This is a genomic window from Microbacterium album, from assembly GCF_014643695.1.
Classification (GTDB): domain Bacteria; phylum Actinomycetota; class Actinomycetes; order Actinomycetales; family Microbacteriaceae; genus Microbacterium; species Microbacterium album.
Genome location: NZ_BMJY01000005.1, coordinates 103271 through 127414, shown reverse-complemented (window position 1 = coordinate 127414; position 24144 = coordinate 103271). Strand labels below are relative to the sequence as shown.

21 protein-coding genes, 1 tRNA gene and 1 pseudogene are annotated in these 24144 nt (G+C 68.0%); 13 read left to right on the top strand and 10 right to left on the bottom strand.

Annotated elements, in window-relative coordinates; all coding sequences use genetic code 11:
- Positions 1–277 precede the first annotated feature (277 nt).
- From IEX37_RS08040 to IEX37_RS08020, 5 genes and pseudogenes are all read right to left on the bottom strand, one after another.
- Complete coding sequence (locus tag IEX37_RS08040; protein WP_188755749.1) at positions 278–1267, bottom strand: LysR family transcriptional regulator; 990 nt, start codon at positions 1265–1267, stop codon at positions 278–280.
- Between the two features lie 68 nt (positions 1268–1335).
- Complete coding sequence (locus IEX37_RS08035; protein ID WP_188755748.1) at positions 1336–2268, bottom strand: zinc-binding dehydrogenase; 933 nt, start codon at positions 2266–2268, stop codon at positions 1336–1338.
- Between the two features lie 58 nt (positions 2269–2326).
- Complete coding sequence (locus IEX37_RS08030) at positions 2327–2851, bottom strand: MmgE/PrpD family protein (protein WP_229663149.1); 525 nt, start codon at positions 2849–2851, stop codon at positions 2327–2329.
- A gap of 142 nt (positions 2852–2993) precedes the next feature.
- Positions 2994–3716, bottom strand: a pseudogene (locus tag IEX37_RS08025) (MmgE/PrpD family protein); the annotation flags it as partial.
- Between the two features lie 8 nt (positions 3717–3724).
- Entirely contained in the window at positions 3725–4915 is a 1191-nt protein-coding gene (locus tag IEX37_RS08020; RefSeq protein WP_188755745.1) for a M24 family metallopeptidase, read from the bottom strand.
- Between the two features lie 327 nt (positions 4916–5242).
- Here IEX37_RS08020 and IEX37_RS08015 point away from each other — a divergent pair, with 327 nt between their 5' ends.
- The 5 genes from IEX37_RS08015 (at position 5243) to IEX37_RS07995 (ending at position 10658) form a co-directional block, all read left to right on the top strand.
- Positions 5243–6475 (top strand): type 2 periplasmic-binding domain-containing protein, encoded by a 1233-nt coding sequence (locus tag IEX37_RS08015; RefSeq protein WP_188755744.1) that lies wholly within the window; start codon positions 5243–5245, stop codon positions 6473–6475.
- 169 nt (positions 6476–6644) lie between these two features.
- Positions 6645–7139, top strand: coding sequence for a TRAP transporter small permease subunit (locus tag IEX37_RS08010; RefSeq protein WP_188755743.1), 495 nt, complete (start codon positions 6645–6647; stop codon positions 7137–7139).
- A gap of 68 nt (positions 7140–7207) precedes the next feature.
- Complete coding sequence (locus IEX37_RS08005) at positions 7208–8623, top strand: TRAP transporter large permease (RefSeq protein WP_229663148.1); 1416 nt, start codon at positions 7208–7210, stop codon at positions 8621–8623.
- A 115-nt stretch (positions 8624–8738) separates the two neighbouring features.
- The gene (locus IEX37_RS08000; RefSeq protein ID WP_229663147.1) at positions 8739–9257 is read left to right on the top strand and encodes a flavin reductase family protein; all 519 of its coding nucleotides are present in this window, start codon (positions 8739–8741) and stop codon (positions 9255–9257) included.
- A 54-nt stretch (positions 9258–9311) separates the two neighbouring features.
- Complete coding sequence (locus IEX37_RS07995) at positions 9312–10658, top strand: NtaA/DmoA family FMN-dependent monooxygenase (RefSeq protein WP_188755742.1); 1347 nt, start codon at positions 9312–9314, stop codon at positions 10656–10658.
- 340 nt (positions 10659–10998) lie between these two features.
- Here the strand turns inward: IEX37_RS07995 and IEX37_RS07990 are convergent, their stop codons facing one another.
- Positions 10999–12033: an amidohydrolase family protein gene (locus IEX37_RS07990; protein ID WP_268236529.1), complete on the bottom strand. Its 1035-nt coding sequence runs from the start codon at positions 12031–12033 to the stop codon at positions 10999–11001.
- Between IEX37_RS07990 and IEX37_RS07985 the strand changes: the two genes are divergently transcribed.
- Positions 11983–12612, top strand: a complete 630-nt coding sequence (locus tag IEX37_RS07985) for a GntR family transcriptional regulator (protein WP_188755827.1) — start codon at positions 11983–11985, stop codon at positions 12610–12612. The genes IEX37_RS07990 and IEX37_RS07985 overlap by 51 nt on opposite strands.
- Before the next feature lie 97 nt (positions 12613–12709).
- Here IEX37_RS07985 and IEX37_RS07980 read toward each other — a convergent pair.
- Both IEX37_RS07980 and IEX37_RS07975 read right to left on the bottom strand, forming a co-directional pair.
- A tRNA-Gly gene (locus IEX37_RS07980) sits at positions 12710–12780 on the bottom strand.
- A gap of 100 nt (positions 12781–12880) precedes the next feature.
- Entirely contained in the window at positions 12881–13363 is a 483-nt protein-coding gene (locus tag IEX37_RS07975) for a hypothetical protein (RefSeq protein ID WP_188755740.1), read from the bottom strand.
- Positions 13364–13494: 131 nt separating this feature from the next.
- Here IEX37_RS07975 and dcd point away from each other — a divergent pair, with 131 nt between their 5' ends.
- Together dcd and IEX37_RS07965 are read left to right on the top strand one after the other, a co-directional pair.
- Positions 13495–14100, top strand: coding sequence for a dCTP deaminase (dcd, locus tag IEX37_RS07970; protein WP_188755739.1), 606 nt, complete (start codon positions 13495–13497; stop codon positions 14098–14100).
- Between the two features lie 403 nt (positions 14101–14503).
- Positions 14504–15664 carry a zinc-binding dehydrogenase gene (locus tag IEX37_RS07965; RefSeq protein ID WP_229663146.1) on the top strand — a complete coding sequence of 387 codons (1161 nt, stop codon included), beginning with the start codon at positions 14504–14506 and terminating at the stop codon, positions 15662–15664.
- Between the two features lie 22 nt (positions 15665–15686).
- Here the strand turns inward: IEX37_RS07965 and IEX37_RS07960 are convergent, their stop codons facing one another.
- Complete coding sequence (locus tag IEX37_RS07960; protein ID WP_188755737.1) at positions 15687–16052, bottom strand: YchJ family protein; 366 nt, start codon at positions 16050–16052, stop codon at positions 15687–15689.
- 13 nt (positions 16053–16065) lie between these two features.
- Positions 16066–17490, bottom strand: a complete 1425-nt coding sequence (locus IEX37_RS07955; RefSeq protein WP_373286258.1) for an MFS transporter — start codon at positions 17488–17490, stop codon at positions 16066–16068.
- Between the two features lie 199 nt (positions 17491–17689).
- Here IEX37_RS07955 and dnaK point away from each other — a divergent pair, with 199 nt between their 5' ends.
- The 5 genes from dnaK (at position 17690) to glgX (ending at position 24083) form a co-directional block, all read left to right on the top strand.
- On the top strand, positions 17690–19555 hold the full coding sequence (gene dnaK, locus IEX37_RS07950) for a molecular chaperone DnaK (RefSeq protein WP_188755735.1): 1866 nt from the start codon (positions 17690–17692) through the stop codon (positions 19553–19555).
- Positions 19555–20295: a nucleotide exchange factor GrpE gene (locus IEX37_RS07945; RefSeq protein ID WP_188755734.1), complete on the top strand. Its 741-nt coding sequence runs from the start codon at positions 19555–19557 to the stop codon at positions 20293–20295. Before dnaK ends, IEX37_RS07945 begins: the two co-directional genes overlap by 1 nt.
- A 139-nt stretch (positions 20296–20434) precedes the next feature.
- Positions 20435–21424: a DnaJ C-terminal domain-containing protein gene (locus IEX37_RS07940; RefSeq protein ID WP_188755733.1), complete on the top strand. Its 990-nt coding sequence runs from the start codon at positions 20435–20437 to the stop codon at positions 21422–21424.
- Positions 21425–21513: 89 nt separating this feature from the next.
- Complete coding sequence (locus tag IEX37_RS07935; protein ID WP_188755732.1) at positions 21514–21942, top strand: heat shock protein transcriptional repressor HspR; 429 nt, start codon at positions 21514–21516, stop codon at positions 21940–21942.
- On the top strand, positions 21939–24083 hold the full coding sequence (glgX, locus tag IEX37_RS07930) for a glycogen debranching protein GlgX (RefSeq protein ID WP_188755731.1): 2145 nt from the start codon (positions 21939–21941) through the stop codon (positions 24081–24083). The genes IEX37_RS07935 and glgX overlap by 4 nt, the downstream gene beginning before the upstream one ends.
- Positions 24084–24144 lie beyond the last annotated feature (61 nt).

Sequence of the window (24144 nt, the reverse complement as noted above, 5' to 3'; positions counted from 1 at the left end):
CGGAGGGAGCAGCGATTCGGAGGTAACCCGCGAATCGCGCTGAATCGTGGATCCTGCCGAATCCGTGGCGGATGGACAGCGTACGATTCTGTCCGGTTTTTGCGGAGTCGTCGACCGTAGCGCATGTGGGACGGTTTCGTCCTCGAGGGCGGCGCCGCAGCCGCGTGTGATCGTGAGCTGCTACTCATTCGATGCCGGATCGCGCTCCTCCTGGCGGGCTGCCTGGCGCATCCTCACTCTCGCGAGCGGGCGCACGCTTCGGGGCGCGAGAGAGTTCTCATGGCTCGACTGACTCAGCGCCTCGCCAAATGGCCTTGGTCGGGTTCGGCTCCTCGGAGGCTTGCGTCATGTCGGTGAGGTCCCCTGCATCGAACGTCTGGAGGTAGCGCTTGATCTCTTCGAGCACAGCGCGCGCATGGCGGGACAGGGGCAGGCGCCTCGACGACAGGAAGCCCCACTCCCAACCCAGCGTGTCCGACCCCCGTGGAACGGGGTGGCCGGACAGCTCCTCGGGGCGCACCCAGGTCAGGTCGGAGTTTGACACGACCAGGTAGTCGGTTCGCAGAGCGAGCTCGGCAAGCACCCTGTAGTCGTCGACGGTGACGGATGGTCGTTGGAATCCGAGTCGCTCGAACCCTCGGCCGCCGAGACGTTCGGTAACGAACGACTCGCTGGCGACTGGATAGTGTTCGGTCTCGCCCCAGCTGACGGCCGCACCCTCGATCAGAGGGTGACCTCGACGGAGCACCATGAAGATCTCGTCAGTAGACGAATGGCGCGGCTCCCAGTCGAACTCGTTTGCGCGTAGAAAGCGATCGGATCCGACGTAAGTCCCTCCCAAGAAGAAGTCGATCTCGCCGCGGCTCAGCAAGGAAGTGAGGCTCGCCGTCGTGCCAGTGTGGATCTCGAGGCGAACCGGGAGTTTCGTGAGACGCGTGAGAACGTGCGGCAGGTGCCGCCCGGTCATCAGCGGACCTGCTCCGAAGCGAACGGTCGCGTTCTGACCGCTGGCGATCGAGTCCAAGCGCTCCTCGGCCCTTTCGACGCTCAGCAGCGCCTCAGTCGCCACGCTGATGAACGCGGAGCCCTCATCTGTCAGTCGAGCGCCTTTTCGCCCTCGTTCGAAGATCCGGATGCCGAATTGCTGTTCGAGAGCCTGAATGCTCCTCGTTAAGGCCGACTGAGACATCGGCAACCTCTGAGCAGCAGCACTGAGGCTGCCCTCGTTCGCTACAACGATGGCGTGCTTCAGCCTGTTGATGTCCATATCGCGCCTCCAGGCCGTGGCGGGCGGATCTCGAGCGTTAACGTCACGGAACCGGGCGTCCCGCTCCGTCACGGTACGAGCAGCACACTACCCATGGTTGCCCTGCTTTCGATCAGTTCGTGCGCCGACGCAGCTTGAGCCAAGGGGAGAACACGGGATACGTGCGGCTTGATCGTCCCGTCTGCGACGAAACGGAGGATCTTCTCCATGCTCCTCCGATAGAACGGTATGTCGCTGTGCTGGACGGCGATTCGGGTCACCCAGATAGCACCCTTGAAGGCGAGCGTAAGGATGTCGAACGGGGCGACCCGCCCCGCCGCGTTGCCGTAGTTGATCAGGGCGCCGTTTCGCTTGATGACGTCCAGCGATCGCGTGAAGATATCACCTCCGGCACCGTCGAAGACGACGTCGACCCCGTCTGGGCGCAGCGAACGGACCTCTTCGACGAAGTCCTGTTTGTTGTAGAGGATGCACTCAGCGGCGCCGCGCTCTCTCGCGAACTCCGCCTTGTCCGGCGACCCGACGGTGACGAGCGGCGTCACCCCGAGAGCGCTCAGCCAAGAGACGAGGATCGATCCGACACCGCTCGCTCCGGCATGCACCAGTGCCGTCTGTCCGGGCTCTGCTCGATAACTGAGGTCGAGGATCGTCGCGGCCGTCAGGCCCTTCAGGAGGACCGCCGCGGCGGAGTCATCCGTGACGTTCGAGGGTATACGCACCAGTCGCTCTGCCGGCACGTTGCGGTATTCCGCGTACGAGCCCGGCTCGGAATGGAACGGCCCCCTGCCTTTGACGTAGCCCACGCGGTCTCCGGGGACGATGTCTTCGACCTCCGCGCCGACCTCCTCGACGACGCCCACCGCCTCGTTGCCGAGCAGGCTCGGCAACGAAGGGCTGGTGGGGTAGAAGCCGCCACGGCGGACGTTGATGTCCGAGTAGTTCACACCGATTCGCGTGTGGCGGATCCTCGCCTCGTCGGGCGCGAGGGTGGGCAGTGCCACGTCTACCAACTGCATGACCTCTGTCCCGCCGTGGCCATTGATTGACACTGCTCGCATCTCACGCCTCCCGTCGCACGACGGTAAGCGCGGGGATGGCACCGACGTCCGCGAGACCTTCGATACCGTCCACCGCGGCCAGCACCGTCTCCAGATGCTCGCGGCTCGCGGTGGGCTTCCCGAAACCCGCGCGCTGGAAGAAGTCGTACCGGAGCCGTTCCTCGCTCAGAGGGGCGCGGGCCGAGCCAGTCATGTGATCGACGTTGCGCCGCGTGCGGGTGCCGTCGGCCCACTCGATCTCCGTCTGCGCTCGCACGAGGTAGTCACCGGGGATCGACGGGTCGAGGTGCACGTCCACCCGTGCGGCCAGGTCGCCGAGGAGCGGGTCGCGGACGCTCTCCGGGGTGAAATGGGCGAGCTCAGGCGTTCCGCGCAGCAGTGCGTTCGCGACGGCATACCGCACGCTGAACTGGCCGTCGACCGTGGGAAAGCGTCCCACCTTGAAGGGGTTTCCCACCATCCGGTAGGACTGTTCGGTCACCAGCCGCACCTCGACTCGCGCGATCGAGCGCGCATCGCAGGGCACCCCTCCCGTGGCCGCGAGTGCCGCTTCGGTCGCGGCCACCGTCCCACCGCACGGACGGGTAGTTCTTGAAGGCCATCCCCCGCACCTTCCACTCCACGCCCAGGTTGTGGACCAGCGCCGCTGCGTCGCGCTCCCCCTTGCAGTAAAGGTGGAAGAAGCCCCAGTGCCCAGAAATCCAGTGGTCGGGTCCTGTCATGCCACGCTGGGCGAGTTGCGCGCACAGCAGGCCGTTCTCGGAAGCGAAGCCCTGGATTAGACGCACGGCGAGGGATCCGTCGACGTTGCTCTGAAAACTCCCGCCCATGCGGTTGAAGGCGATCCCCAACGCGTTGCTCAGTTGGGACGAGTCGAGCCCCATCAGCAGCCCGGTGACCGCGGTTACGGCGACAACGTTGCCCACCCCCGTCGGGTCAAAACCGTCCAGTCGGGAGACGGCGCCGAACCTGGCGCCGATCTCGCAGCCGAGGGCGAGAGCGCGGATGAACGCCTCGCCGTCGATCCCGCCGATGAGCTCGGACACCGCCAGCGCAGTCGGGATCACGGAGGCTCCCATGTGCTGGCCAGCGCCGATCGAATCGCAGATGTCATACGCCCTTGCCATGACACTGTTGACGAAGGCTGCGCCGCGGGCGGGCACCCGCTCGCCGTGCACGAGAATCGTGGACTGCGGCGCCCCGCCGGCACTGGTCACGGTGTCGCGCACCTCATCGCAGCCATCGGCGGAAGCGCCGGCGAACGCGCATCCGAGGATCACATACGTGAGACGCCGCATGAGCCCGCGGACCTCGGGCGGGACGTCCTCGTATTGTGTGGTGACAAGCCACTGCGCAATCTGCGATTCCGGGCTGGTCGTCGTCTCGACCATGACGGAGCTCACTGGGTGGGCTCCGTCGTCCGCAGGAGCTGAGAAGCGGCGTTAAGACTCCTCGAACCTGTCTCGGTCACCAGATAGGTCTCCCCCCAGAAGAACCCATAGTCGCCGTTGGCGTGGTGCACCTTCGGGTGGATGATCAGGGCGTCGTCAACGTTGAGCACGCGGTCGTTGTCGGGCAGGAGCCGTTCGTACAGGAGGTTCACGCCGACCGTGTGTCCGAGGGGGTACTCGGCGCGGTAGCCGGCCCGGCTAACCGCCTCCATTAGCACCCGAGCGACTTTGCCGATCGTGACGCCTGGCTTCAGCGCTGTTGCGGCCTCGGCCACGGCGTCGACCGCCACCTGCCTCAGCCGATCCGCATGCTCGGATGAGTCGCCGCGCCCGACCTGGAAGGTCCGGACGAGCTGCGTGTAGTAGCCCGCGTAAGCCGGGCTCATCTCTAGGGTCACGAAATCACCCTCGTTCACCGTTCGCCATGTGGGGGGCGCAAGCTCGGGCAACGGCGTGGATGGCGTGCACGGGCCGGATGCGACCAGCGTGAAGTTCCTGTTCGCGCCGTGACGAGTGGCAGCATGGTTGAAGGCTGAGACGATCTCGTACTCGCTCATGCCGGGCTGGACGTGTTCCAGAAGATCGTCGTAAGCGGCGTCGGCGATCTCGGCAGACCTGCTGCACGCCGCGGCCTCTTCGGCGCTGCGTCGATACCACAGGTCGAGAAGGTCCGAGGAGATATCGACCCAAACGATGTCCGGGAACTCGGCGCGGAGCGTGTCGTGCCATGTGGCGGGCACCGCTTCCCATCGCCAGCCGAGCACGCCCGAGGTGTGTCCCATCTGACGAAGCGTCTCGACGAGGACCTCAACTTGTGGCTTGGTCTCGACGAAGATTCGCACCTCGCTCGTCGTGCTGTTCTTCGCGTGTGACTTCGCCTGCAGGTAGGTGGACATGGCAACGTGCTGGCCGTGCCGCGGGATGATCGTGACGCTCCGGCTCAGTGGGACGTAGTCACTCTGGAGAAAATAGAACTCCTCCTGGACCATCGGGCTCGGCCCATTATGAATGAGCACGATGGCGCCGATGTCCCGTCCCGCCATGATCTCTCGCAGCATCGCGAAACGGCGCGCCGTCTCCGTCGCCGAGAAGTACTGATGCCGGGCGATATCCGCGGCATCGACAGTGGAGTTGGTCATGGGTGTCTCCCATCGTCATTGGTGGAACAGACTGGCAACCGGCGAGGCCATCATAGGCAGCGGTTGATTCACCGAAAGGTGCGAATACGGCATCCTTCTATGCGGTCAGCGCATAGGCGTTAGCAAGCGGTAATGCGCTCTCCTCGTGCATCGCGTCGCACGGGTAAGGATGAACGTTCCTTGCGTGGGGTGCATGGATAGTCCCGCTAGTTGCATGATGGCGCGCCGCAGGACACGGCTAACGTTGCCGATACGCTCGCGAGTCAGCGAGCAGACGCGGTCCTCAGCGGTCCCAAGGGGCCGGTTGTAACAACAAGGGAGTTGTTTATGCAGTCCACGTCGTCGTATCGGAAGATCCTCGGCCTGCCCGTCCTCACGATCGGTGTCCTGCTCCTCAGCGGGTGCGCCACCACTGGTAACAGGGCGGGAGCGGAGGGCGGGCTGGAGGGACTGGAGCCCATCACCCTCCGGTTTTCCAGCCAGGAAACGCCCGTAGCCGCCACTGCGGCCGCGACTCTCGCCTTCCAGGAGTACGTCACGGAGCACACGGACGGGCTTATCACTTGGGAGAACTACTTCAGCGCGTCTCTCGTGCCCGGGCCCGAGTTTCTCGAAGCGCTGTCGTCCGGCATCCTCGATGTCGCTCGCATCCCCACGTCGTTTGTGCCCACCGAACTGAGAATCGCGAACTGGCTGGTTTTCACGGGAGGTGAGCCCGAGCGCATGTGGCCGATGGACCTGGTGCAGGGGATGCTGGCCAGCAACCAGCTCTACTTAACGAGCGAGGATGTGGCGGAAGAATACTCCGCTCACGGGGCGAGGCTGCTCATGACGCAGTCGACCGGTTACTACCCGATGATCTGTTCCAAGCCTGTGCAGACGCTGGCCGATGCCGAGGGCGTACGCAACCGGGTCGGCGGCGGCGCGTGGAATGCCGAGGCCGAGGCCCTAGGCATGACACCGAGCGTGGTCCCGGTCCTCGAGACGTACGAAGCCTTGCAGCGAGGGATCGTCGACTGCGTCACCATCGGGGAGAGCGGCATCGAGACCTATGGCCTCTGGGAAGTCGGTAAGTATGTGTCGACGACGCAGTTCTCCACGTATCCCGGGGGATTCCACCTCGCGATTAACGACGAGATCTGGAGCGGATTCCCCGATGATGTCAAGCGCGTATTTGCGGCGGCCAGCGGGCTCTACAGTGAGGCGTACGTCGACATCCTGATCGGCGAGCATCTGAAGATCCTCGAGCTCGGGGTGAGCGAGCACGGCCTGGAGTATCTCGACACACCCGAGTTGAACGACGTGCTTGCAGAGCATCAGAGGGCGACCTTTGCCTCTCTCTCGGATCGGGCGCCGGACTCGGTGACCGATCCCGAGGGGATGCTCGAGGAGTATCGCGCATATCTCGACGCGTGGGCCGAGAAGTGGAAGGACGGCGGACTGCCGACCGAGACCGAAGGCTACGAAGGAGACTTGAAGCGCGCTCCTGGCCTCGACTACGGATTCCTGTTCGACGACATGCGCGACTCCGACTGGTATGTGGCGTCCTTCCTCCGCTAACCCAGGCGTTCGCCGCCTCGCGATCCCGGCGTGTCCGGGGCACGGGACGGTGGTCCGCACCGGATCCGCCGACATGCAACCTGACATTCGGGCGCAGCAGATGGAACATACACGACCCGGCAGCGATCAATCGCCACGGTTGATCCGCGGAGTGCTGAGATGGGTGAGGGTGATCTCGACCGCGCTCGGTTGGTTCGGCGTGGCGGGGGCGCTCGTCATGGTCCTCTTCATCGTGGTGGACGTGATTGCGCGTAATCTCTTCGGCCTCAGCTTCCTTCTCACGATCGACTTCACCACCTACTGGCTCATGCCGGTGGTGGCGCTCTGCCCCCTTGCCGCGGCGCAGTTCAGGGGTGAGCATATCTCCGTCTCGGCCCTCACGGCCCGTCTCGGTGCGCGCGGCCGAAGAGCCGTGCGGCGGTCGGTCCTGTGTCTGATGCTCATCGTTGTTGTGCTGCTGGGTTGGTCCGCTTGGGACATCGCCATCGACAAAATGCGCGCGGGCGAAAGCGGGCTCAGCGCAACTTGGCTCCCGATCTGGCCCGCACGGTTCGTCGTGGCGGCCGCATTGACCGCCTGGGCGCTGAGCCTGTTCGCCTGCATATTCGAAGCCGACGCCGACGAAGCGTCAACCCATGCTGCTACCCCGGGAGCGACGTCGTGACCACTCTTACCGCGCGGACCGTGGCACCGCCGCCCCCCGCTCCCGTCCGGAAGCTCTCCACCGGCGGCGTGATCCTCATCGCGGCGGCAAGTGTTGTCATTGTGCTTGTGCAGCTCTTCGTGCCCCTCGAAAGGCAGACGATTGGCGTGCTTGCGATGGTGCTCTCGCTGCTGCTCCTCCTGCTCAACGTCCACGTCTCGATCGCGTTCGCCGTGGCAGGACTCGTCGGCCTGTGGCCACTCGGAGGGTGGCGGGCAGTTCAGACGACCGCCGAGTCGACCGTTTTCGCTTCCGCAGCCTCGTGGCAGCTTTCCGTGATCCCGATGTTCATCCTCATGGGGGTCATCCTGTGGAAGGGAGGCCTCACCGCCGCGGCGTTCGAGGCTGCTCGAATCTGGTTCGGAAGGCTGCCTGGTGGTCTCGCTATCGCGACGACGGTGGCCGGCGGCGGGCTCGCTGCTAGCAGCGGTAGCACGATCGGTATCGTGCAGTCGCTGTCACGCATGGCGATTCCCGAGATGCTGCGGCACGGGTACTCGCCGGCGATGGCGAGTGGCGCGGTCGCGGCCTCAGGTTTGCTTGGTCAGATTATTCCGCCCAGCGTCATTCTCGTCGTCTACGCCGGTGTGATGCAGACGCCTGTAGGACCGCAACTTATCGCTGGTGTGGTGCCAGGTCTCCTCATACTGACGGCTTTCATCGCGATGATCTTGGTTCGGGCAGCCGTGAGTCCGCGCTCGGTACCCTCGCACCGCGACCTCCGGGCCACATGGAGTGACCGGTTGCGCGCCTTGCCCGCTGCGCTGCCACTGGTGATCGTCGTGGTAGTTGTTATCGGCGGCCTGACATCCGGGGCCTTCACTGCCACGGAGTCGGGAGCCTTCGGGGTCGTCGCCGCCGTCGTTGCATCGATATGGACCCAGCGTCGTGAGCGCCATGGTGCGCGATGGTGGCTCAGCTTCCTCGCGGAGAGCACCTTCATCGCCATCCGGAATGCGGCGGCAATTTTCATCCTGATGGCGGGCGTGCACTTCCTGACGCGGGTCGTGGCCCTCAGTCAGCTCGCTCAGGGGCTGGCAGACTCCATCACCCACCTGGGGCTGAGCCGCCTGTCCCTCCTGCTCATCCTGATGCTGGTCTTCCTATTTCTCGGCTTGTTTATGGACCCGCTGGCGATGATGCTCTTGACTCTGCCGGTGCTCATCGTCCCCCTCGACGTTGCGGGTGTGGATCCGATTTGGTTCGGCATCTTCATCGTGCTTATGGCAGAGATCGGAATGATCACTCCACCGATCGGGATCCTGTCGTTCATCATCCATCGTATTGCGAGCGATCCCGCGATAAACCATGGGCGCGACACGACAATCTTTGACGTCTATCGCGGAGTGACCCCGTATGTGCTCGTCTCGCTCGGCGCGGTTCTACTGCTGATTTTCTTTCCTGAGATCGCGACTTGGTTGCCGACCTGGGCTGGCCAGCACTGAGGCGGGAAGACTTCCATGGGTCGGCGGCCATGTGCGCCCTGAATATGCAAGACGCGCATACTGTGAGCGACTTTTTGCACTGTACAGCAACAATATCAACCTGGATATTGGAGATATGACTACGACATCCGAAACCCGCGACGAACCCGTCGTCGGAGCGACGCAGAAGGTCCAGTTCATCGAGGCGATGGGCCATGTGCCGACCCCTGTCGCCATCGCCACCACACTTGAGGCGGGGATGCCTCACGGCACGACGGTGAGCGCGTTTTTCTCACTTTCCGTCGAGCCTCCGAAGTTCCTCCTCTCACTCGACCAGAACTCCAAGCTGCTCGAGGTGGTGAACCGAACGCGCAGTATCGGACTCAATGTCTTGGACAGCGCTCAAGGTGGGCTGGCCCGCCGCTTCGCGTCGAAGCTCGCGGACCGATTTGATGAGACCCCTTGGTCCGTGGAGTCCGGAGTTCCGAGGCTCGATGGTGCTGCGGTGTGGCTCTCAGGCAAAGTTGACCGCATCGTTGCCGCAGGCGACCACTTTCTGGTGCTCGTCGACGCAACCGCCGTTTCTGCCCGACGAGACGCGGACCCGCTGACGTATCGACTTCGTCAGCTGGGCACGCATCGGCCCGTCAGCTAGGACCCTCACGCCATCGCATCGTTGTGGATGCGTCACACTCAAGGAGATGGAGTCATGCGGAACGACCACATGGTGCTCAGCGCGTTCGGTCAGGCGTCGGCGAGCAAGACGCAGAACGGGGCATGGTCACATCCGGCAAGCACGCCCGACGTGACCGATCCCGAGTATTACATCAACCTCGCACGCGAGCTGGAGCACGCCGGCTTCGACATGGTGTTTTTCGATGACCGGCTGGCGATGCCAGCGGTCTACGGGGGCAACTTCCGCAAGGCGGTCGAACTGGGAACCCGTGCGATCAAGCTGGACTTGCTCACGATTCTCGGGCTCATGGCCGCACACACCACACGTCTCGGGCTGGGGGCGACCTATTCCACCACCTACTACCACCCGTACCACGTCGCACGGGCGTTCGCGACGCTGGACCATCTCACCCGAGGGCGGGCGATCTGGAACATTGTGACGTCGCTCAACGAGGACGAGGCCGCGAACTTCGGCACCGAACACCTGGATCACGACGGGCGCTACGACCGCGCCGACGAATTCCTGGAGGCAGCGACTGCGCTGTGGAACTCGTGGGACGCCGACGCCTACGAACTGGACCGGGCGTCAGGGCGCTTCGCCGACCCGGACAAGGTCAGGGAAGCGGCGTTCGATGGGGACACCTTCGCTACCAGGGGGCCGCTGACCGTGCCGCGGCCACCCCAGGGCTGGCCGACACTCCTTCAGGCCGGACAGTCCTCCCGCGGCCGCACGTTCGCGGGCCGCTGGGCGGACCTCATCTTCATCTCTGCCTCCACGTTGGAGCGCGCTCGCAAGAGTTACCGCGAACAGCGCGAGGCCGTCGAAGCCGCAGGCCGGGACACGTCGGCCGTCAAGATCATGCCCTCGGTCTACACGCTCGTCGCGGAGACGGACGAGATAGCCAGAGAGCGGAAGAAGTTCCTCGAGTCGAGGAGCGACCCGGTGGAGGCGCTTATGCTCCTCTCCGAGCTGTCCGGAGTCGATCTCTCCAAGCTCGACGCAACGCGCCCTATCCCGGACGATCTGCTCGACCGCACGACCGGATCGAAGGCCATCATGACCAACGTCATCGGCCGCTTGCGCGAGCTCTATGGTCCCGACGCGACCCCCCGAGACCTCGCCGACTTCTCCGTGAAAGGTACCTCGCAATGGTTTGTGGGCGACGCGATGACGGTGGCGGACGGCCTGGAGGAGTGGTTCCTGGAGGAGGGATGCGATGGGTTCGTGATCAACCAGGCTGAGACCCCGGGATCGTGGGAGTCCTTTGGGCGCTCCGTGATCCCGGAGTTGCGCCGTCGCGGACGCGTCGCTCCGGCTGGCGAGAACGGACTCAATTTCCGAGCGCGGGTCGGGCTTGAACGGGAGCCAAGCAAGCGCTGAGCTTGACCAGTGGTTGATCTCCTGCCGACGCGCCTTTTCGGCTTCGGTGGCCTACTTGGGCGCCTGCAGTGCTCGCTGCGAGGGACGGCGGCCGATCTGTGCGGAGGATCCTGGCAGGAAGGCGCCTGCCGTCAGTAGTCAACCGAGGAAGCTGCTCTGGATCACCTTGCCGCCCGGCGTGCGTCCCCTGTGACGTGCGGGGAGGGGGCAGCCGAGGCTGGCCACCCTCCCCGCGCGGTTCGGTCCTCAGGCCTCGTGTGCGATGTCCCGCCCACGATTGTGGCGAGGATCCGCGCGTCGGGGAGCGTGTGCGAGTCCATCTCCAGCAAGTCGCCCTCGATCATGCAGAAGTCGGCGACCTTGCCGGGCTCGGTCGAGCCCTTCCAGTCTTCCGCGAGTCCTGATAGGCGGCGGTGGTCGAGTAGGTGCGCAGCGCGGGGATCAGCCCGATCCGCTCCTCGGGACCGCTCACGCGGCCCGTCGCCCTCCCCTCCCGCAGCATCATCGTGGCCACGGCCTGACGCCAGGTGGGAGCCGTGACCGGCGCGTCCGAGGCGCTCGTGACCCACGTCCCTGCGCGAAGCGCTGAGCGGTACGGCCATTCGCGGGCCGCGAGCTCCTCGCCGACGTTCTCGACGGCGGAGTCGCTGATGAGCCACTTGATCGTCGGGTTCATGTTGGCCCCGATCCCCCACTCGGCCATGCGGGCGAGGGTCGTGTCGCTCACGAAGTCCGCGTGGATGCCGTAGTGGCGGGGATCCGGACGCGGGAATGCGCGCATCGCCTCGATCATGGCGTCCACGGCAATGTCGGTCGCCTTGTCCCCCGTGACGTGAACCGCAACCTGATGGTCCGCGCGGTGTCCCTCGAGGATCATGTTCCGCAGCGTCTGTTCCTGGGCCTCGGCGCTGTCACCGCCCACTGCGAGAGACCCGTTCCCGTCCCGACGTAACCGCAGTGCATGAGCGCCGTCCGGCTCACCGGGACGCCATCGCCGAAGATCTTGACTCCGAGAAGCTGAAGCCGGCGAGGCACCTCGGTCACCGGGGTCGCCGTCCGCAGGCCCTCGCGGAAATCCTCGACTCCCTCCCCGAGCGCGGCGGGCGCCACGAGGACGGCCGTGCGCAGGGGGGAGCTCCACGCTCGAGGCCAGCGCGTTGAACGCCCGAATCCCCGAGCGTCCCTGCGCTCCTCCGAGGATCCCCTCGCGACCGGGCCCGAGCGCGGGGCCCGTGTCGCTCGTGATCCCTTCGGCGGCCAGGGCCCGCATCGCGACGAGGATGGCGCGCCGGAAAGTGTCCTCGTCTGCAGGCGGCACGGCTCCCTGGATGAGCCGCTGCGCGCCGTCGACAGCACCTTCGCCCGCGGGGAGCAACTAAAGTTCGCCCGCGGGGAGCAATTAAAGGACGTCGAGTTGGCGGCGTGGCTCGGAGTCAGTCGCACACCCGTCCGTGAGGCGCTGCTGCGTCTCGGGAGGAGCGGGCTCGTGGTGGCGTTGCCCGGACGCTCCACGACTGTCAGCACGATCGACTCGCAAGCCGTGCGGGACGCACGCGATGTGGTGGCCGCGATGCATGAGCTGGCCGCGCGCGAGGTCGCAGGCAAACTGGAAAGCCAGGACCTGGACCGCATGCGCGAGGCCAACCGCCGATTCGCGGACGCGGTGGACGCCGGGGGTGTCAGCGCGGCACTGGAAGCCGACGAGGAACTCCACCGGATCCCCGTGGCGGTGCTCGGCAACCGTGCCATCGAGGCGGTTCTCGAGCAGTTTGGCCCGCTGGTGCGACGCGCGGAGCGGCTCCGTTTCGACTCGGACGGCCACGCCTCCGTCGAGCTGCACGACAAGCTGATCGAGCTGCTTGCGTCAGCCGACGCTGAGGCCGCCGCGTCCGTCGCCTACGAGATCTGGCACAGCTTGGCAGCCGAGGAGCGGGACGCCGCGGCCGAGGGGTGAGCGGCCCGCCACGCGCGGCGTGGCGGCGACGGCACCGGGGCCGCGGCCTTCGTCCATCCGGCTCGCGAAAGTCTCACCCAGCTGAGAAGTGAAGCGGAGGGGCTGACGGGAATCGAACCCGCGCTGTCTGCTTGGGAAGCAGAAGTTCTGCCATTGAACTACAGCCCCGTACGCGCCCGAGCGCGTGAGAGCCAGCATAACAGGGACCCAGGCGAGGCACGGCTGCGAGGGGGCGGGTGTCTTCCCGCCCCCTCGCAGCTCTGGTTGCTCAGCGCTTGCGGCGCGCGATGCGGCTCAGCAGGAAGAGGCCCGCGACGGCCCCGGCCGCCGCTACCCACGGCTTGCGGCGCACGAACGACTTGGCCTCGTCGACCATCGCGCTCGCGTCCTTGCCCGAAACCCACGACGAGGCCTGGTTGAGCCCCGCGGAAGCCTTGTCCGCGAGATCCCGCGCGACGCCGTCCTCGGGCGCCATCGCGCCGAGCTTCTCGCCCGCGGTGCGCAGACCTCCGGCCACGCGGCCCTGGCCCGTCTCGAGGCGGTCCTTCAGCTCGCCGTCTGCCGTTGCGCCGGCGTCCTGGATGCGGTCCTTCGCCTCGTCGGTCGCCGACTCGGCCTGCTCGGAGGCCGCCTTCGCCTTCTCGCGGGCTGCGCCCGCGACCTCCGCGGCGGCCTCCTTCGCGGCCTCGGCCGTCGTCGGGGCGCTGTTGTCGACGCCTTCGGCGTTCGTGTTGCTCGGGTCCTGACGCATGTGCGACTCCTTTCGGCCGTTCTTGCGGTGTCCTACATGTAACGCCTCTTCCGGCCGTCGCGCCTCCCGCTTGACGGGGACGCCGTGCATGTGCGATCGGCGTTGAGCCGCGCTCCCTCTAGGCTGGGGGCGTGCTGCTCTCGGATCGCGACATCAGGGCCGAGCTCGACTCCGGCCGCATCGGCCTGGACCCGTACGACGCTGCGATGGTGCAGCCCTCGAGCATCGACGTGCGGCTCGACCGGTACTTCCGGCTCTTCGACAACCACAAGTACCCCTTCATCGATCCCGCCGAGGACCAGCCCGACCTCACCCACCTCCTGGAGGTGGACCCCGACGAGGCGTTCATCCTGCACCCCGGCGAGTTCGTGCTGGGATCGACGTTCGAGGCCGTCTCGCTGCCCGACGACATCGCGGCGCGCCTGGAGGGCAAGTCCTCGCTCGGGCGTCTCGGGCTGCTGACCCATTCGACGGCCGGTTTCATCGACCCGGGCTTCTCCGGCCACGTCACGCTCGAGCTGTCGAACGTCGCGACACTGCCGATCAAGCTATGGCCGGGGATGAAGATCGGGCAGCTCTGCTTCTTCCGCCTGACCTCCCCGGCCGAGAACCCGTACGGGTCCGGCCCCTACGGAAACCGCTACCAGGGACAGCGGGGGCCCACGGCGTCGCGTTCGTTCCGCAGCTTCCACCGCACGGACGTCTCGATCAGCGACGCCGGGGCCGCCGGCGCCTGAGCCTCGGTACCCGACGCGCCCGGGCGCCTCAGGCGTCGCGCGAGGGGCCCGTGAGCGACGCGACGGTGACGGGCCGCCCGCTCGCGCCCGAAAGGTCGGTGAACGGAGTCTGAACAACGCTGTGGCGGGAATCTCCCCGGGCAGCGGGGATGCCACCCTGTAGGGGATCTGACGCCTCATCCCGCCGGGAAACGGTCCCGACAGGATGAGGCGTCATCGCACCCTCTTCCGGGATCCGCCGGGCAGCGCTGCCTGGGCGACCGCGCCGTCCGGTGACGGTGGGAGAGGCCGACCCGCCGAGAAAGGAACCGTCGATGGAACCCATGTCACCGGTCGACGCCGTCCTCGGCGACGACGCCTTCGCCGCCCGGCCGCCGCGCGCGTCACAGCGGAGGCGGGAATGATGGCCGGAATCCCCGTGCTCGCCGCGACGGCGCCGCTCGACAGCCGTGACGTCTGCCTCGAGCCGCCTGCCGTCGCCATGGTGTGGACGGGGCCCGATCGCCCGCACGAGACCGTGGCCGTCCCGGGGGTCGTGCTGCGACGCGGAGAGACCCTCGTCGCGATCGAGCTGGCGATGGCGTGCGCCTCCGATGCCCAGGTCGTGACCGGGCACCGCGCGCAGCGCCCGCCGCTCGTGCTCGGCCACGAGTTCGTCGGCCGCGTGGTCGACGTGGCCGACGGGGTCCGGGCCGTGGACGGCGCCACCGTGAGCATCGGCGACCGCATCGTCTGGTCCGCGACGGTCGGCTGCCGCGACTGCGACCGCTGCCGGCGCGGCCTGCCGCAGCGGTGCCGCGCGCTCATCGCCTACGGGCACGAGCGGCTGCAGCCGCGCTGGGAGCTCACGGGAGGCTTCGCCACGCACGCACACCTACGCCCGGGCACCGCCATCGTGCGGGTCGGCGAGACCCTCCCGGCCGAGGTGCTCGCGCCCGCCACGTGCGGAACCGCCACGGCGTGGGCCGCGCTCGAGAGCGCCGACGAGGTCCTCGACGTCAACGGCGCCGCGATGCTCGTGCTCGGCGCGGGGCTCGTGGGGATCACGGCGTGCGCGATGGCGAGCGATCGCGGCGCGACGGTGGTCGTCGCCGACCCGGATCCGGCTCGCCGCGCGCTCGCCGCCCGCTTCGGCGCCGCGCGCACGGTCGACCCGGATGCCCCCGGGGCGATCGACGACGCGCTCGCCGGCATCGGGGCGCCCGAATACGAGATCGTGCTGGAGGCGTCCGGAGCGGCGCGCGCCCAGCGCGCCGCGGTCGACACGGTCGGCGTCGGGGGCGTCGTGGTGCTGGTGGGGGCCCCCTCGGCGGAGGCGCTCGCGGTGGACGCCGAGCGCCTCGTGCGCGAGCTGATCACGATCCGCGGCGTGCAGGACTACGCGCCCCGGCACCTGGACCGGGCCGTCGGTTACCTGCGCGAGCGGGGTACGGCGCATCCGTTCCTCGAGCTCGTGAACGCGCGCTACCCGCTCGCGCAGATCGACCAGGCGCTCGCCGCGGCCGCGGCGGGTACCTCCGTGCGCGTCGCCGTCGATCCGCGCGACGCCCGCCGTCGGCGCTGAGAGCGGATCGCGCCGCCCCGACTCAGGCGGAGACGTCGCCGTCGACGTAGAACCAGCGGCCCGCGCGCCGCTCGAACCGGCTGCGTTCCGCGAGCGTTCCGGGGCCCTGCGCGTCCTCGTACCGGGCGACGAACTGCACGGTGTCGCCGTCCGCTGCCAGGACCTCCAGCCCCGTCCAGCGCATGTCGCCGAGGGAGAGTGTCGCGGGCCGCGTGTGCGGATGCCATGTCCGCAGGACGTACTCCGCGTTGCCGCGCGCGTACGCCGCGTAGCGCGACCGCATGAGCTCCTCCGGCGTCTCGGCCATCCGTGCACCCGCGTGCAGAGCGCCGCAGCACGCCGGATACGCCCGGCCGCTGCCGCACGGGCACATCGCGGCGAAGCTCATCCCCTCAGGGTAGTCAGCGCTGCGGCGTCTTCACCGGCAGCAGCAGGAGCAGGCCCACCAGCAGCACGAGCACGATGCCGAGGATGCCGAACGTCGTCGACTCTCCGATGGTGATCAGCAGCGCCCACATGGCTGCGGCCATCCAGCTCGCCGCGCGTCCCGTCGTGGCGTACAGCCCGAAGATCTCGCCCTCTCGCCCTGCGGGCGTGACGCGCGCGAGGAACGAGCGCGATGCGGCCTGCGCGGGTCCGACGAAAGCGCACAGTGCGAGCCCTCCGATCCAGAACACGATGGTGCCGAGGTCGACGAGCAGGAACACGGCGAGGCCCGCGACGATCATCGCCGACAGGGCGAACACGATGATCGCCTTCGCGCCGAAGCGGTCGTCCCAGCGGCCGGCGACGATGGTCGACACCCCCGCGATGAGGTTGGCCGCGATGCCGAAGATCACGAGGTCGAGGAATCCGAAGCCGAACACCTGCGCCGCGATGACGGCGCCGAACGCGAACACGCCGCCGAGACCGTCGCGGAACACGGCGCTCGACAGGAGGAACCAGAAGGTGGGTCGCGTCTTGGAGTCCAGGAACAGGCGCACCACGTCCCGGGCGAGCAGCACGTAGGACGCGAAGAAGTTGACCTTGCGCTCCGGTCGGCCGAGCGAGGGCTCGGGCACCCAGAAGAAGATCGGCAGGGAGAACACGATGGCCCACAGAGCGCACCCGACCGCGATGATGCGGAACGGCAGCCCCTCGTCCTCGGCCAGTCCGAACCAGTTCGCCGAGTAGAACACCACGACGAGCACCAGGGCGACGATGCCGCCGAGGTAGCCGAATCCCCACCCGAGACCCGAGACCCGACCGATCGTCTTCGGGGTGGCGATCCCGATCAGCATCGCGTTGGAGTTGACCGCCGCGATCTCGCCGAACACCTGTCCGGCCGAGATGAGCGCGACACCGAGCCAGAACAGCGCGGGAGCCGGCTCGACGAACCACAGCCCGAGCATGCAGGCGACCAGCGCACCCGTGCCGATTCCCAGCCACAGCTTCTGTCGTCCCGCCGCGTCCGCGCGCTGACCGAGCACCGGTGCGAAGAGCAGGATGGCCAGCCCGGCGACCGTGCCGCCCCAGCCGAGGCCCGCGGCCAGCTCGGCGAGCGCGAGCTCCTTTTCCCGCGCACCGTCCGGCAGCGCCTGGACGTCAGCCGGCAGGAAGACGTCGGTCGTCAGGTACAGCGCAGTGAAGATGAAGGTCAGGATCACCGTGTTGAACGGCTGCGTCGCCCAATCCCACAACGCCCAGGAGAACACCTGGCGACGCGGCGCCGGGCGGCCTTCGCGCAGTTCGAGGCCCATGGTGACCACGGCGTCCGTGCTCGCGGTCGCGGGCGGCTGCGGTGCCGCCGTCTCGGAAGGGTTCCGGTCGTGGACGTCCATGCGCATGAGGCTACGGCGTACAGGTGAACGGATGGTGCCGTCCGTGGGGGCGCCCGCGCCGGACGGTGGTCAGCACGCAAAACTTGAGTCCGGCCATATCAACTTCGTTGACAGGGTGAGTCGCTACGCGTACGCTTGAGTCAGCGCGGCTCAAGATCGCGCGCAGGCTTCCGACATCAGAAGCGTCCAGCAGAAGGAGAGCAACATGGCACGTGCTGTGGGTATCGACCTCGGAACGACCAACTCGGTCGTCAGCGTCCTGGAGGGCGGCGAGCCGAAGGTCATCGCCAACGCCGAGGGCTTCCGCACCACCCCGTCGGTCGTCGCGTTCACGAAGGACGGCGAGGTGCTGGTCGGCGAGACCGCCAAGCGCCAGGCCGTCACCAACGTGGACCGCACGATCGCCTCGGTCAAGCGCCACATCGGCACCGACTGGACCTTCGAGGTCGACGGCAAGAAGTACACGCCGCAGGAGATCTCGGCGCGCATCCTGATGAAGCTCAAGCGCGACGCCGAGCAGTACCTCGGCGACACCGTGACCGACGCGGTCATCACGGTTCCTGCGTACTTCAACGACGCCGAGCGCCAGGCGACCAAGGAGGCCGGCGAGATCGCGGGCCTCAACGTCCTGCGCATCATCAACGAGCCCACCGCCGCGGCCCTCGCGTACGGCCTCGACAAGGGCAAGGAGGACGAGCTCATCCTCGTCTTCGACCTCGGCGGCGGCACGTTCGACGTCTCGCTGCTCGAGGTGGGCAAGGACGACGACTTCTCGACCATCCAGGTGCGCTCGACCTCGGGCGACAACCGCCTCGGCGGCGACGACTGGGACCAGCGCATCGTCGACCACCTGATCAAGCAGTTCAAGGAGACGACGGGCGTCGACGTCTCGGGCGACAAGATCGCGCTGCAGCGCCTCAAGGAGGCCGCCGAGCAGGCCAAGAAGGAACTGTCGAGCTCGACCTCGACCAGCATCAACCTGCCGTACCTCTCGCTCACCGAGTCGGGCCCCGTCTCGCTGTCGGAGACGCTCACCCGCGCCAAGTTCGAGGAGCTGACGAAGGACCTGCTCGAGCGCACCAAGAAGCCGTTCGACGATGTGATCCGCGAGGCCGGCATCAAGGTCAGCGACATCGCGCACGTCGTGCTCGTCGGTGGCTCGACCCGCATGCCCGCGGTCAGCGAGCTCGTCAAGCGCGAGACCGGCAAGGAGCCCAACAAGGGCGTGAACCCCGACGAGGTCGTCGCCGTCGGCGCGGCGCTTCAGGCCGGCGTCCTCAAGGGCGAGCGCAAGGACGTCCTGCTGATCGACGTGACGCCCCTGAGCCTCGGCATCGAGACCAAGGGCGGCATCATGACGAAGCTCATCGAGCGCAACACCGCCATCCCGACCAAGCGCAGCGAGACCTTCACGACGGCCGACGACAACCAGCCGTCGGTGTCGATCCAGGTCTTCCAGGGCGAGCGCGAGTTCACGCGCGACAACAAGCCGCTGGGCACCTTCGACCTGACCGACATCGCGCCGGCCCCGCGCGGCGTCCCGCAGATCGAGGTGACCTTCGACATCGACGCGAACGGCATCGTGCACGTGTCGGCCAAGGACAAGGGCACCGGCAAGGAGCAGTCGATGACCATCACGGGCGGCTCCTCGCTGCCCAAGGAGGACATCGAGCGCATGGTGCGCGAGGCCGAGGAGCACGCGGCGGAGGACAAGCGCCGCCGCGAGGCGGCCGAGGTGCGCAACCAGGCCGAGACGCTCGCGTACTCGATCGACAAGCTGATCAAGGAGAACGAGGACAAGGTGCCCTCCGACGTCAAGGAGTCGGTGCAGGCGGACGTCGACGCCCTCAAGTCGGCCCTCGCGGGCGACGACGACGAGGCCGTGAAGACCGCCTTCGACAAGCTCAACGAGAGCCAGGGCAAGCTCGGCGAGGCGATCTACGCGCAGGCGCAGGCCGCCCAGCCCGAGCAGGCCGCTCCGTCCGGCGACGCGCCGGCCGGCGACCAGAGCGCGGATGAGGACGTCATCGACGCCGAGGTCGTCGACGACGACGAGGACAAGAAGAACTGATGGCCGGCAAGGACTTCGAAGAGCCCGACGACACCGGCGGCGAGGTCCAGCCCGAGGCCGAGGGGGCGGAGGCGCAGGGCGCGTCCGCCCCCGGGCCGCAGGACTCGGACGACGCCGCATCGCAGGCGCCCGACGAGACCGGCGAGGGCGAGGACACCGCTGCCGACTCACGCGAAGGCGAGGACGGCGTGCCGGATGACGCGGACGCGGCGAACACCGCGGACGGCCCCGGCGGCGCCGAGCAGGGCGAGCCCGAGCTCACGGTCGACGACATCCTGAACGTCGGACAGAACGACGAGGCGGCCGAGCAGGAGAAGAGCGACTACGAGACGCAGCTGCTGCAGGACCTCAAGCGCCTGCAGGCCGAGTACGCCAACTACCGCCGTCGCACCGAGGAGCAGCGGCACTTTGAGATCGCCCGCGCGAAGGGCGAGGCCGCCAAGGGCCTCCTGCCGGTGCTCGACGACCTCGATCGGGCCGACAAGCACGGCGACCTCGGCGAGGGCACGCCCTTCGCCGCGATCGCCGAGAAGGTGCGCGCGGTCGCCGAGCGCCTCGGCGTCGTCGCGTTCGGCGCCGCGGGGGAGGCGTTCGACCCCCAGCAGCACGAGGCGATCTTCCAGCAGCCCACGCCGGGCACGACCGAGGCCACGGTGCTCGAGGTCGTCGAGGTGGGCTACCGCCTGGGCGACGTCGAGCTGCGTCCGGCCAAGGTCGTCGTCGCGGTTCCCGCCGAATAGTCCGGCAATCGGGTCGACGCGGAGGCGTTTCGACTCGCATCGCGCTCGGCCAGCGGCCGTGGGGTGAGCCCCGCGGCCGCCGGTCGAGCGGGGGCCGCGAGGCCCCGTCGAATCCCTCCAGCCTTACGAAGAGGTGAAGATGGCCAGTCAGGACTGGTTCGAGAAGGACTTCTACCAGGTCCTCGGAGTGTCGAAGGACGTCAGCGCCGTCGACCTGAAGAAGACCTATCGCAAGCTCGCGCGCAAGTATCACCCGGACTCGAACCCGGGGGATACCGCGGCCGAGGCGAAGTTCAAGGAGATCAGCGAGGCGTACGCCGTGCTGTCCGATCCCGCTCAGCGCGAGGAGTACGACCAGATCCGCGCGATGGGCTCCGGCGCGCGCTTCACCGCGGGGGGCGGCGGCGCGGGTGGCTTCGAGGACGTCTTCAGCGCGTTCACGCAGAACCGCGGATCCACCGCCGACTTCGACGACATCTTCGCCATGTTCAACCAGGGGGGAGGCCGCGGCGGCCGGTTCGGCTCGGGCGGCTTCGGTCAGCCCTCGGGCGGGTTCCGGGGCTTCGGGGGTCCGCAGCGCGGAGCGGATGTGCGCGCACGCACGACGATCGACTTCGTCACGGCGGCGAAGGGCGAGACCATCACGCTGCAGGGCGAGGACGGCAGGCCCTTCAAGATCAAGATCCCCGCGGGCGTGGCGGACGGGCAGAAGATCCGGCTGCGAGGGAAGGGCCGGCCGTCGCCCGACGGCGGCGAGAACGGCGACATCGTCGTGGAGGTCGCGGTGCGGCCCCACCCCGTGTTCACGCGGGACGGGCTCAACCTGCGCGTGACGGTGCCCGTGACGTTCGCCGAGGCCGCGCTCGGCGCGACGATCGAGGTGCCCACGCTCGGCGGCGATCCCGTCAAGCTGCGCGTCGCCCCCGGCACCCCGTCGGGGCGCGTCCTGCGCGTCAAAGGCCGCGGCATCGTCACGCAGAAGGGGACCGGCGACCTGCTCGCCGAGGTCCAGGTCGCGGTGCCGTCGCACCTCGACGCGGCCGCGCGCGAGGCCCTCGAGCGATTCGCCGAGGTCGGGCCCCAGGGCAACCCGCGGGCCGAGCTGATGGCCAAGGCGCGGACCTCGTAGCCTAAGAGGTGGTGTCCCGCTTCGTGTCGGAATGCCGGCCGGATACCGGCAGCAAGCGGGACATGGTGAAAGCGAGCGAGGAGGTGAGGATGTCCGAGACGTACGAGGTCGACGAGGACGCCCCCGTCTTCGCGATCGCCGTCGCGGCGGAGCTCGCGGGCATGCATCCCCAGACGCTGCGCCAGTACGACCGCATCGGGCTGGTCGTGCCCGGTCGTACGCGGGGCGGATTCCGGCGATACTCGGCGCGCAACATCGAGCAGCTCCGCGAGGTGGCGCGCCTGTCGGGGGAGGGTATGAGCCTGTCGGCGATCGCACGCGTGCTCGACCTGGAGGACGAGGTGCGGGATCTGCGTCGGCGCGTCACGGATCTCGAGACGAGGCTGCGCGCCGAGCTCGAGAACCGTCCCGGCGCCCGCGTGTTCGCGGCGGGCGCGACGGGGTCCGTCGTGACCCTCCGCGCCGGCACGCGCGTGCGCCGCAGCGCCGACATCGTGCTCTGGCGGCCGCCCGGATGACCCCGGTCACGTGGAGGTCGTGGGGCGAGCGCGCCCGGGTGTGGCCCGGACGCGAATGGCCCCTCGGCGCGACGTGGACGCCCGACAGCACCAACTTCGCCGTGTACGCGCCGAACGCCACGGCGGTCGACCTGTGCCTGTTCGACGACTCGGATCGCGAGACGCGCTACGAGCTCACCGAGCACACGCTCGGCATCTGGCACGGCGCCCTGCCCGGCATCCGCCCGGGACAGCGCTACGGCTACCGCGTGGACGGGCCGTGGGACCCGGCCTCGGGCTACCGGTTCAACCCCCACAAGCTGCTGCTGGACCCGTACGCCCTCGCCACGAGCGGCACGCTCATCGCCGAGCAGCCGATCTACGGCGCCCGCGAGGACGACCGCTCGGTGCGCGACGACACGGATTCGTCGGGCTACACGGCCCGCAGCGTCGTGGTGGATCCGGCGTTCGACTGGGAGGGCGACGCGCCCATGCGGCGGCGCTGGCGCGACACCGTGATCTACGAGCTGCACGTGAAGGGCTTCACGAAGCTCCACGACCGCGTCCCGGAGCACCTGCGCGGCACGTACGCGGGGCTGGCCGAGCCCGCGGTGGTCGACTACCTGCGCGATCTCGGCGTGACGGCGGTCGAGCTCCTGCCCGTGCAGCAGTTCTTCTCCGAGCCCGCGCTGCTCGAGAGGGGTCTGACGAACTACTGGGGCTACAACACCCTGTCGTACTTCGCCCCCGACGCCTCCTACAGCTCATCGGGCGACCGCGGGCAGCAGGTGACCGAGTTCAAGCACATGGTCAAGGCGCTGCACCGCGCCGGCATCGAGGTCATCCTCGACGTGGTCTACAACCACACCGCGGAGGCGGGCCCCGACGGCCCCACGCTGTCGTTCCGGGGTCTGGACGACCGGGGCTTCTACAAGCGGGTGATCGCCCCCGACGGCGGCTTCGATGACCGCTACTGGGACGTGACCGGGTGCGGCAACACGGTCGACTCCTGGAACCCGCTCGCCCTGCGGCTCATCCTCGACTCGCTGCGCTACTGGGTCACCGAGATGCACGTCGACGGCTTCCGCTTCGACCTCATGTCGGCGCTCACTCGCACGGGCTACGAGGTCGACTTCGCGTGCGCCCTGCTCATCGCGATCGACCAGGACCCGATCCTGCGGCACGTCAAGCTCATCGCCGAGCCGTGGGACGTGTCGATGGACGGGTACCTCGTAGGGCGGATGCCGCCGCCGTGGGTCGAGTGGAACGACCAGTACCGCGACACGATCCGCGACTTCTGGCGCGGGCGGGCGCCCATCCGCGACGTCGCCACCCGGCTCGCGGGGTCGAGCGACCTCTACGCCGACGACGGCCGCTCGGCGTTCAACTCGGTCAACTTCATCACGGCGCACGACGGCTTCACGCTGCGGGACCTGGTCAGCTACGACCGCAAGCACAACGAGGCCAACGGCGAGGGGAACCGGGACGGGACGGACAACAACCGCTCCTGGAACCACGGCGTCGAGGGGGAGACGGACGATCCCGACATCGTCGCCCTGCGCCGCCGTCAGGCGGCCAACCTGATGGTGACGCTGTGCCTGTCCAACGGCGTGCCGATGATCACGGCGGGCGACGAACGCGGGCGCACGCAGCGCGGCAACAACAACGCCTACTGCCAGGACAACGAGATCTCGTGGATCGACTGGCGGCCCGACGACGCCTGGCTGGACCTGTACGAGATCACCAAGGCCGCGCTGCGCCTGCGGCGGGAGCATCCGGCGCTGCGCCAGCGGCACTGGTTCGAGGGCAGGCCGACCATCAAGGGCGGCTCGCTCGACCTGGCATGGCTGCACCCCGACGGGCGGCTGATGAAGGACGGGGACTGGGCCGACGGAGGCCTGCGGACGGTCGGCATGTTCGTGTCCGGCCGTCCCCTGCGCGAGCCGGGTCCCCGGGGCGAGCAGCTGATCGACGACTCGTTCCTGCTGTGGTTCAACGCGTTCCATGAGCCCGTCGAGGTGCGGCTGCCCGAGAACGACTGGGTGAACACCGGCGAGGTCGTGCTCTCGACCGATCCCGAGATCCCCGAGGGGCTCCGCATGAACGCCGGCACGACGGCGCAGCTGGGCGCACGCACCGTGGTCGTCGTCCGTTCTCTCTGAGGCCGCGCTCGGCCGCATTCGACGGCCGGGTTACACCCTCGTGAACGGTTCGCGCAAGGGG

Bases quoted from the DNA above. Each gene is read 5' to 3' on its own strand.
- IEX37_RS07975 (WP_188755740.1), bottom strand. From the start codon at position 13,363: ATGCGTCAGGACCCGAGCAACACGAACGCCGAAGGCGTCGACAACAGC.
- IEX37_RS08040 (WP_188755749.1), bottom strand. From the start codon at position 1,267: ATGGACATCAACAGGCTGAAGCACGCCATCGTTGTAGCGAACGAGGGC.
- IEX37_RS08000 (WP_229663147.1), top strand. From the start codon at position 8,739: ATGACTACGACATCCGAAACCCGCGACGAACCCGTCGTCGGAGCGACG.
- IEX37_RS07960 (WP_188755737.1), bottom strand. From the start codon at position 16,052: ATGAGCTTCGCCGCGATGTGCCCGTGCGGCAGCGGCCGGGCGTATCCG.
- glgX (WP_188755731.1), top strand. From the start codon at position 21,939: ATGACCCCGGTCACGTGGAGGTCGTGGGGCGAGCGCGCCCGGGTGTGG.
- IEX37_RS07935 (WP_188755732.1), top strand. From the start codon at position 21,514: ATGTCCGAGACGTACGAGGTCGACGAGGACGCCCCCGTCTTCGCGATC.
- IEX37_RS07965 (WP_229663146.1), top strand. From the start codon at position 14,504: ATGGCCGGAATCCCCGTGCTCGCCGCGACGGCGCCGCTCGACAGCCGT.
- dnaK (WP_188755735.1), top strand. From the start codon at position 17,690: ATGGCACGTGCTGTGGGTATCGACCTCGGAACGACCAACTCGGTCGTC.
- IEX37_RS08015 (WP_188755744.1), top strand. From the start codon at position 5,243: ATGCAGTCCACGTCGTCGTATCGGAAGATCCTCGGCCTGCCCGTCCTC.
- IEX37_RS08020 (WP_188755745.1), bottom strand. From the start codon at position 4,915: ATGACCAACTCCACTGTCGATGCCGCGGATATCGCCCGGCATCAGTAC.
- IEX37_RS07955 (WP_373286258.1), bottom strand. From the start codon at position 17,490: ATGCGCATGGACGTCCACGACCGGAACCCTTCCGAGACGGCGGCACCG.
- IEX37_RS07945 (WP_188755734.1), top strand. From the start codon at position 19,555: ATGGCCGGCAAGGACTTCGAAGAGCCCGACGACACCGGCGGCGAGGTC.
- IEX37_RS07995 (WP_188755742.1), top strand. From the start codon at position 9,312: ATGCGGAACGACCACATGGTGCTCAGCGCGTTCGGTCAGGCGTCGGCG.
- IEX37_RS07940 (WP_188755733.1), top strand. From the start codon at position 20,435: ATGGCCAGTCAGGACTGGTTCGAGAAGGACTTCTACCAGGTCCTCGGA.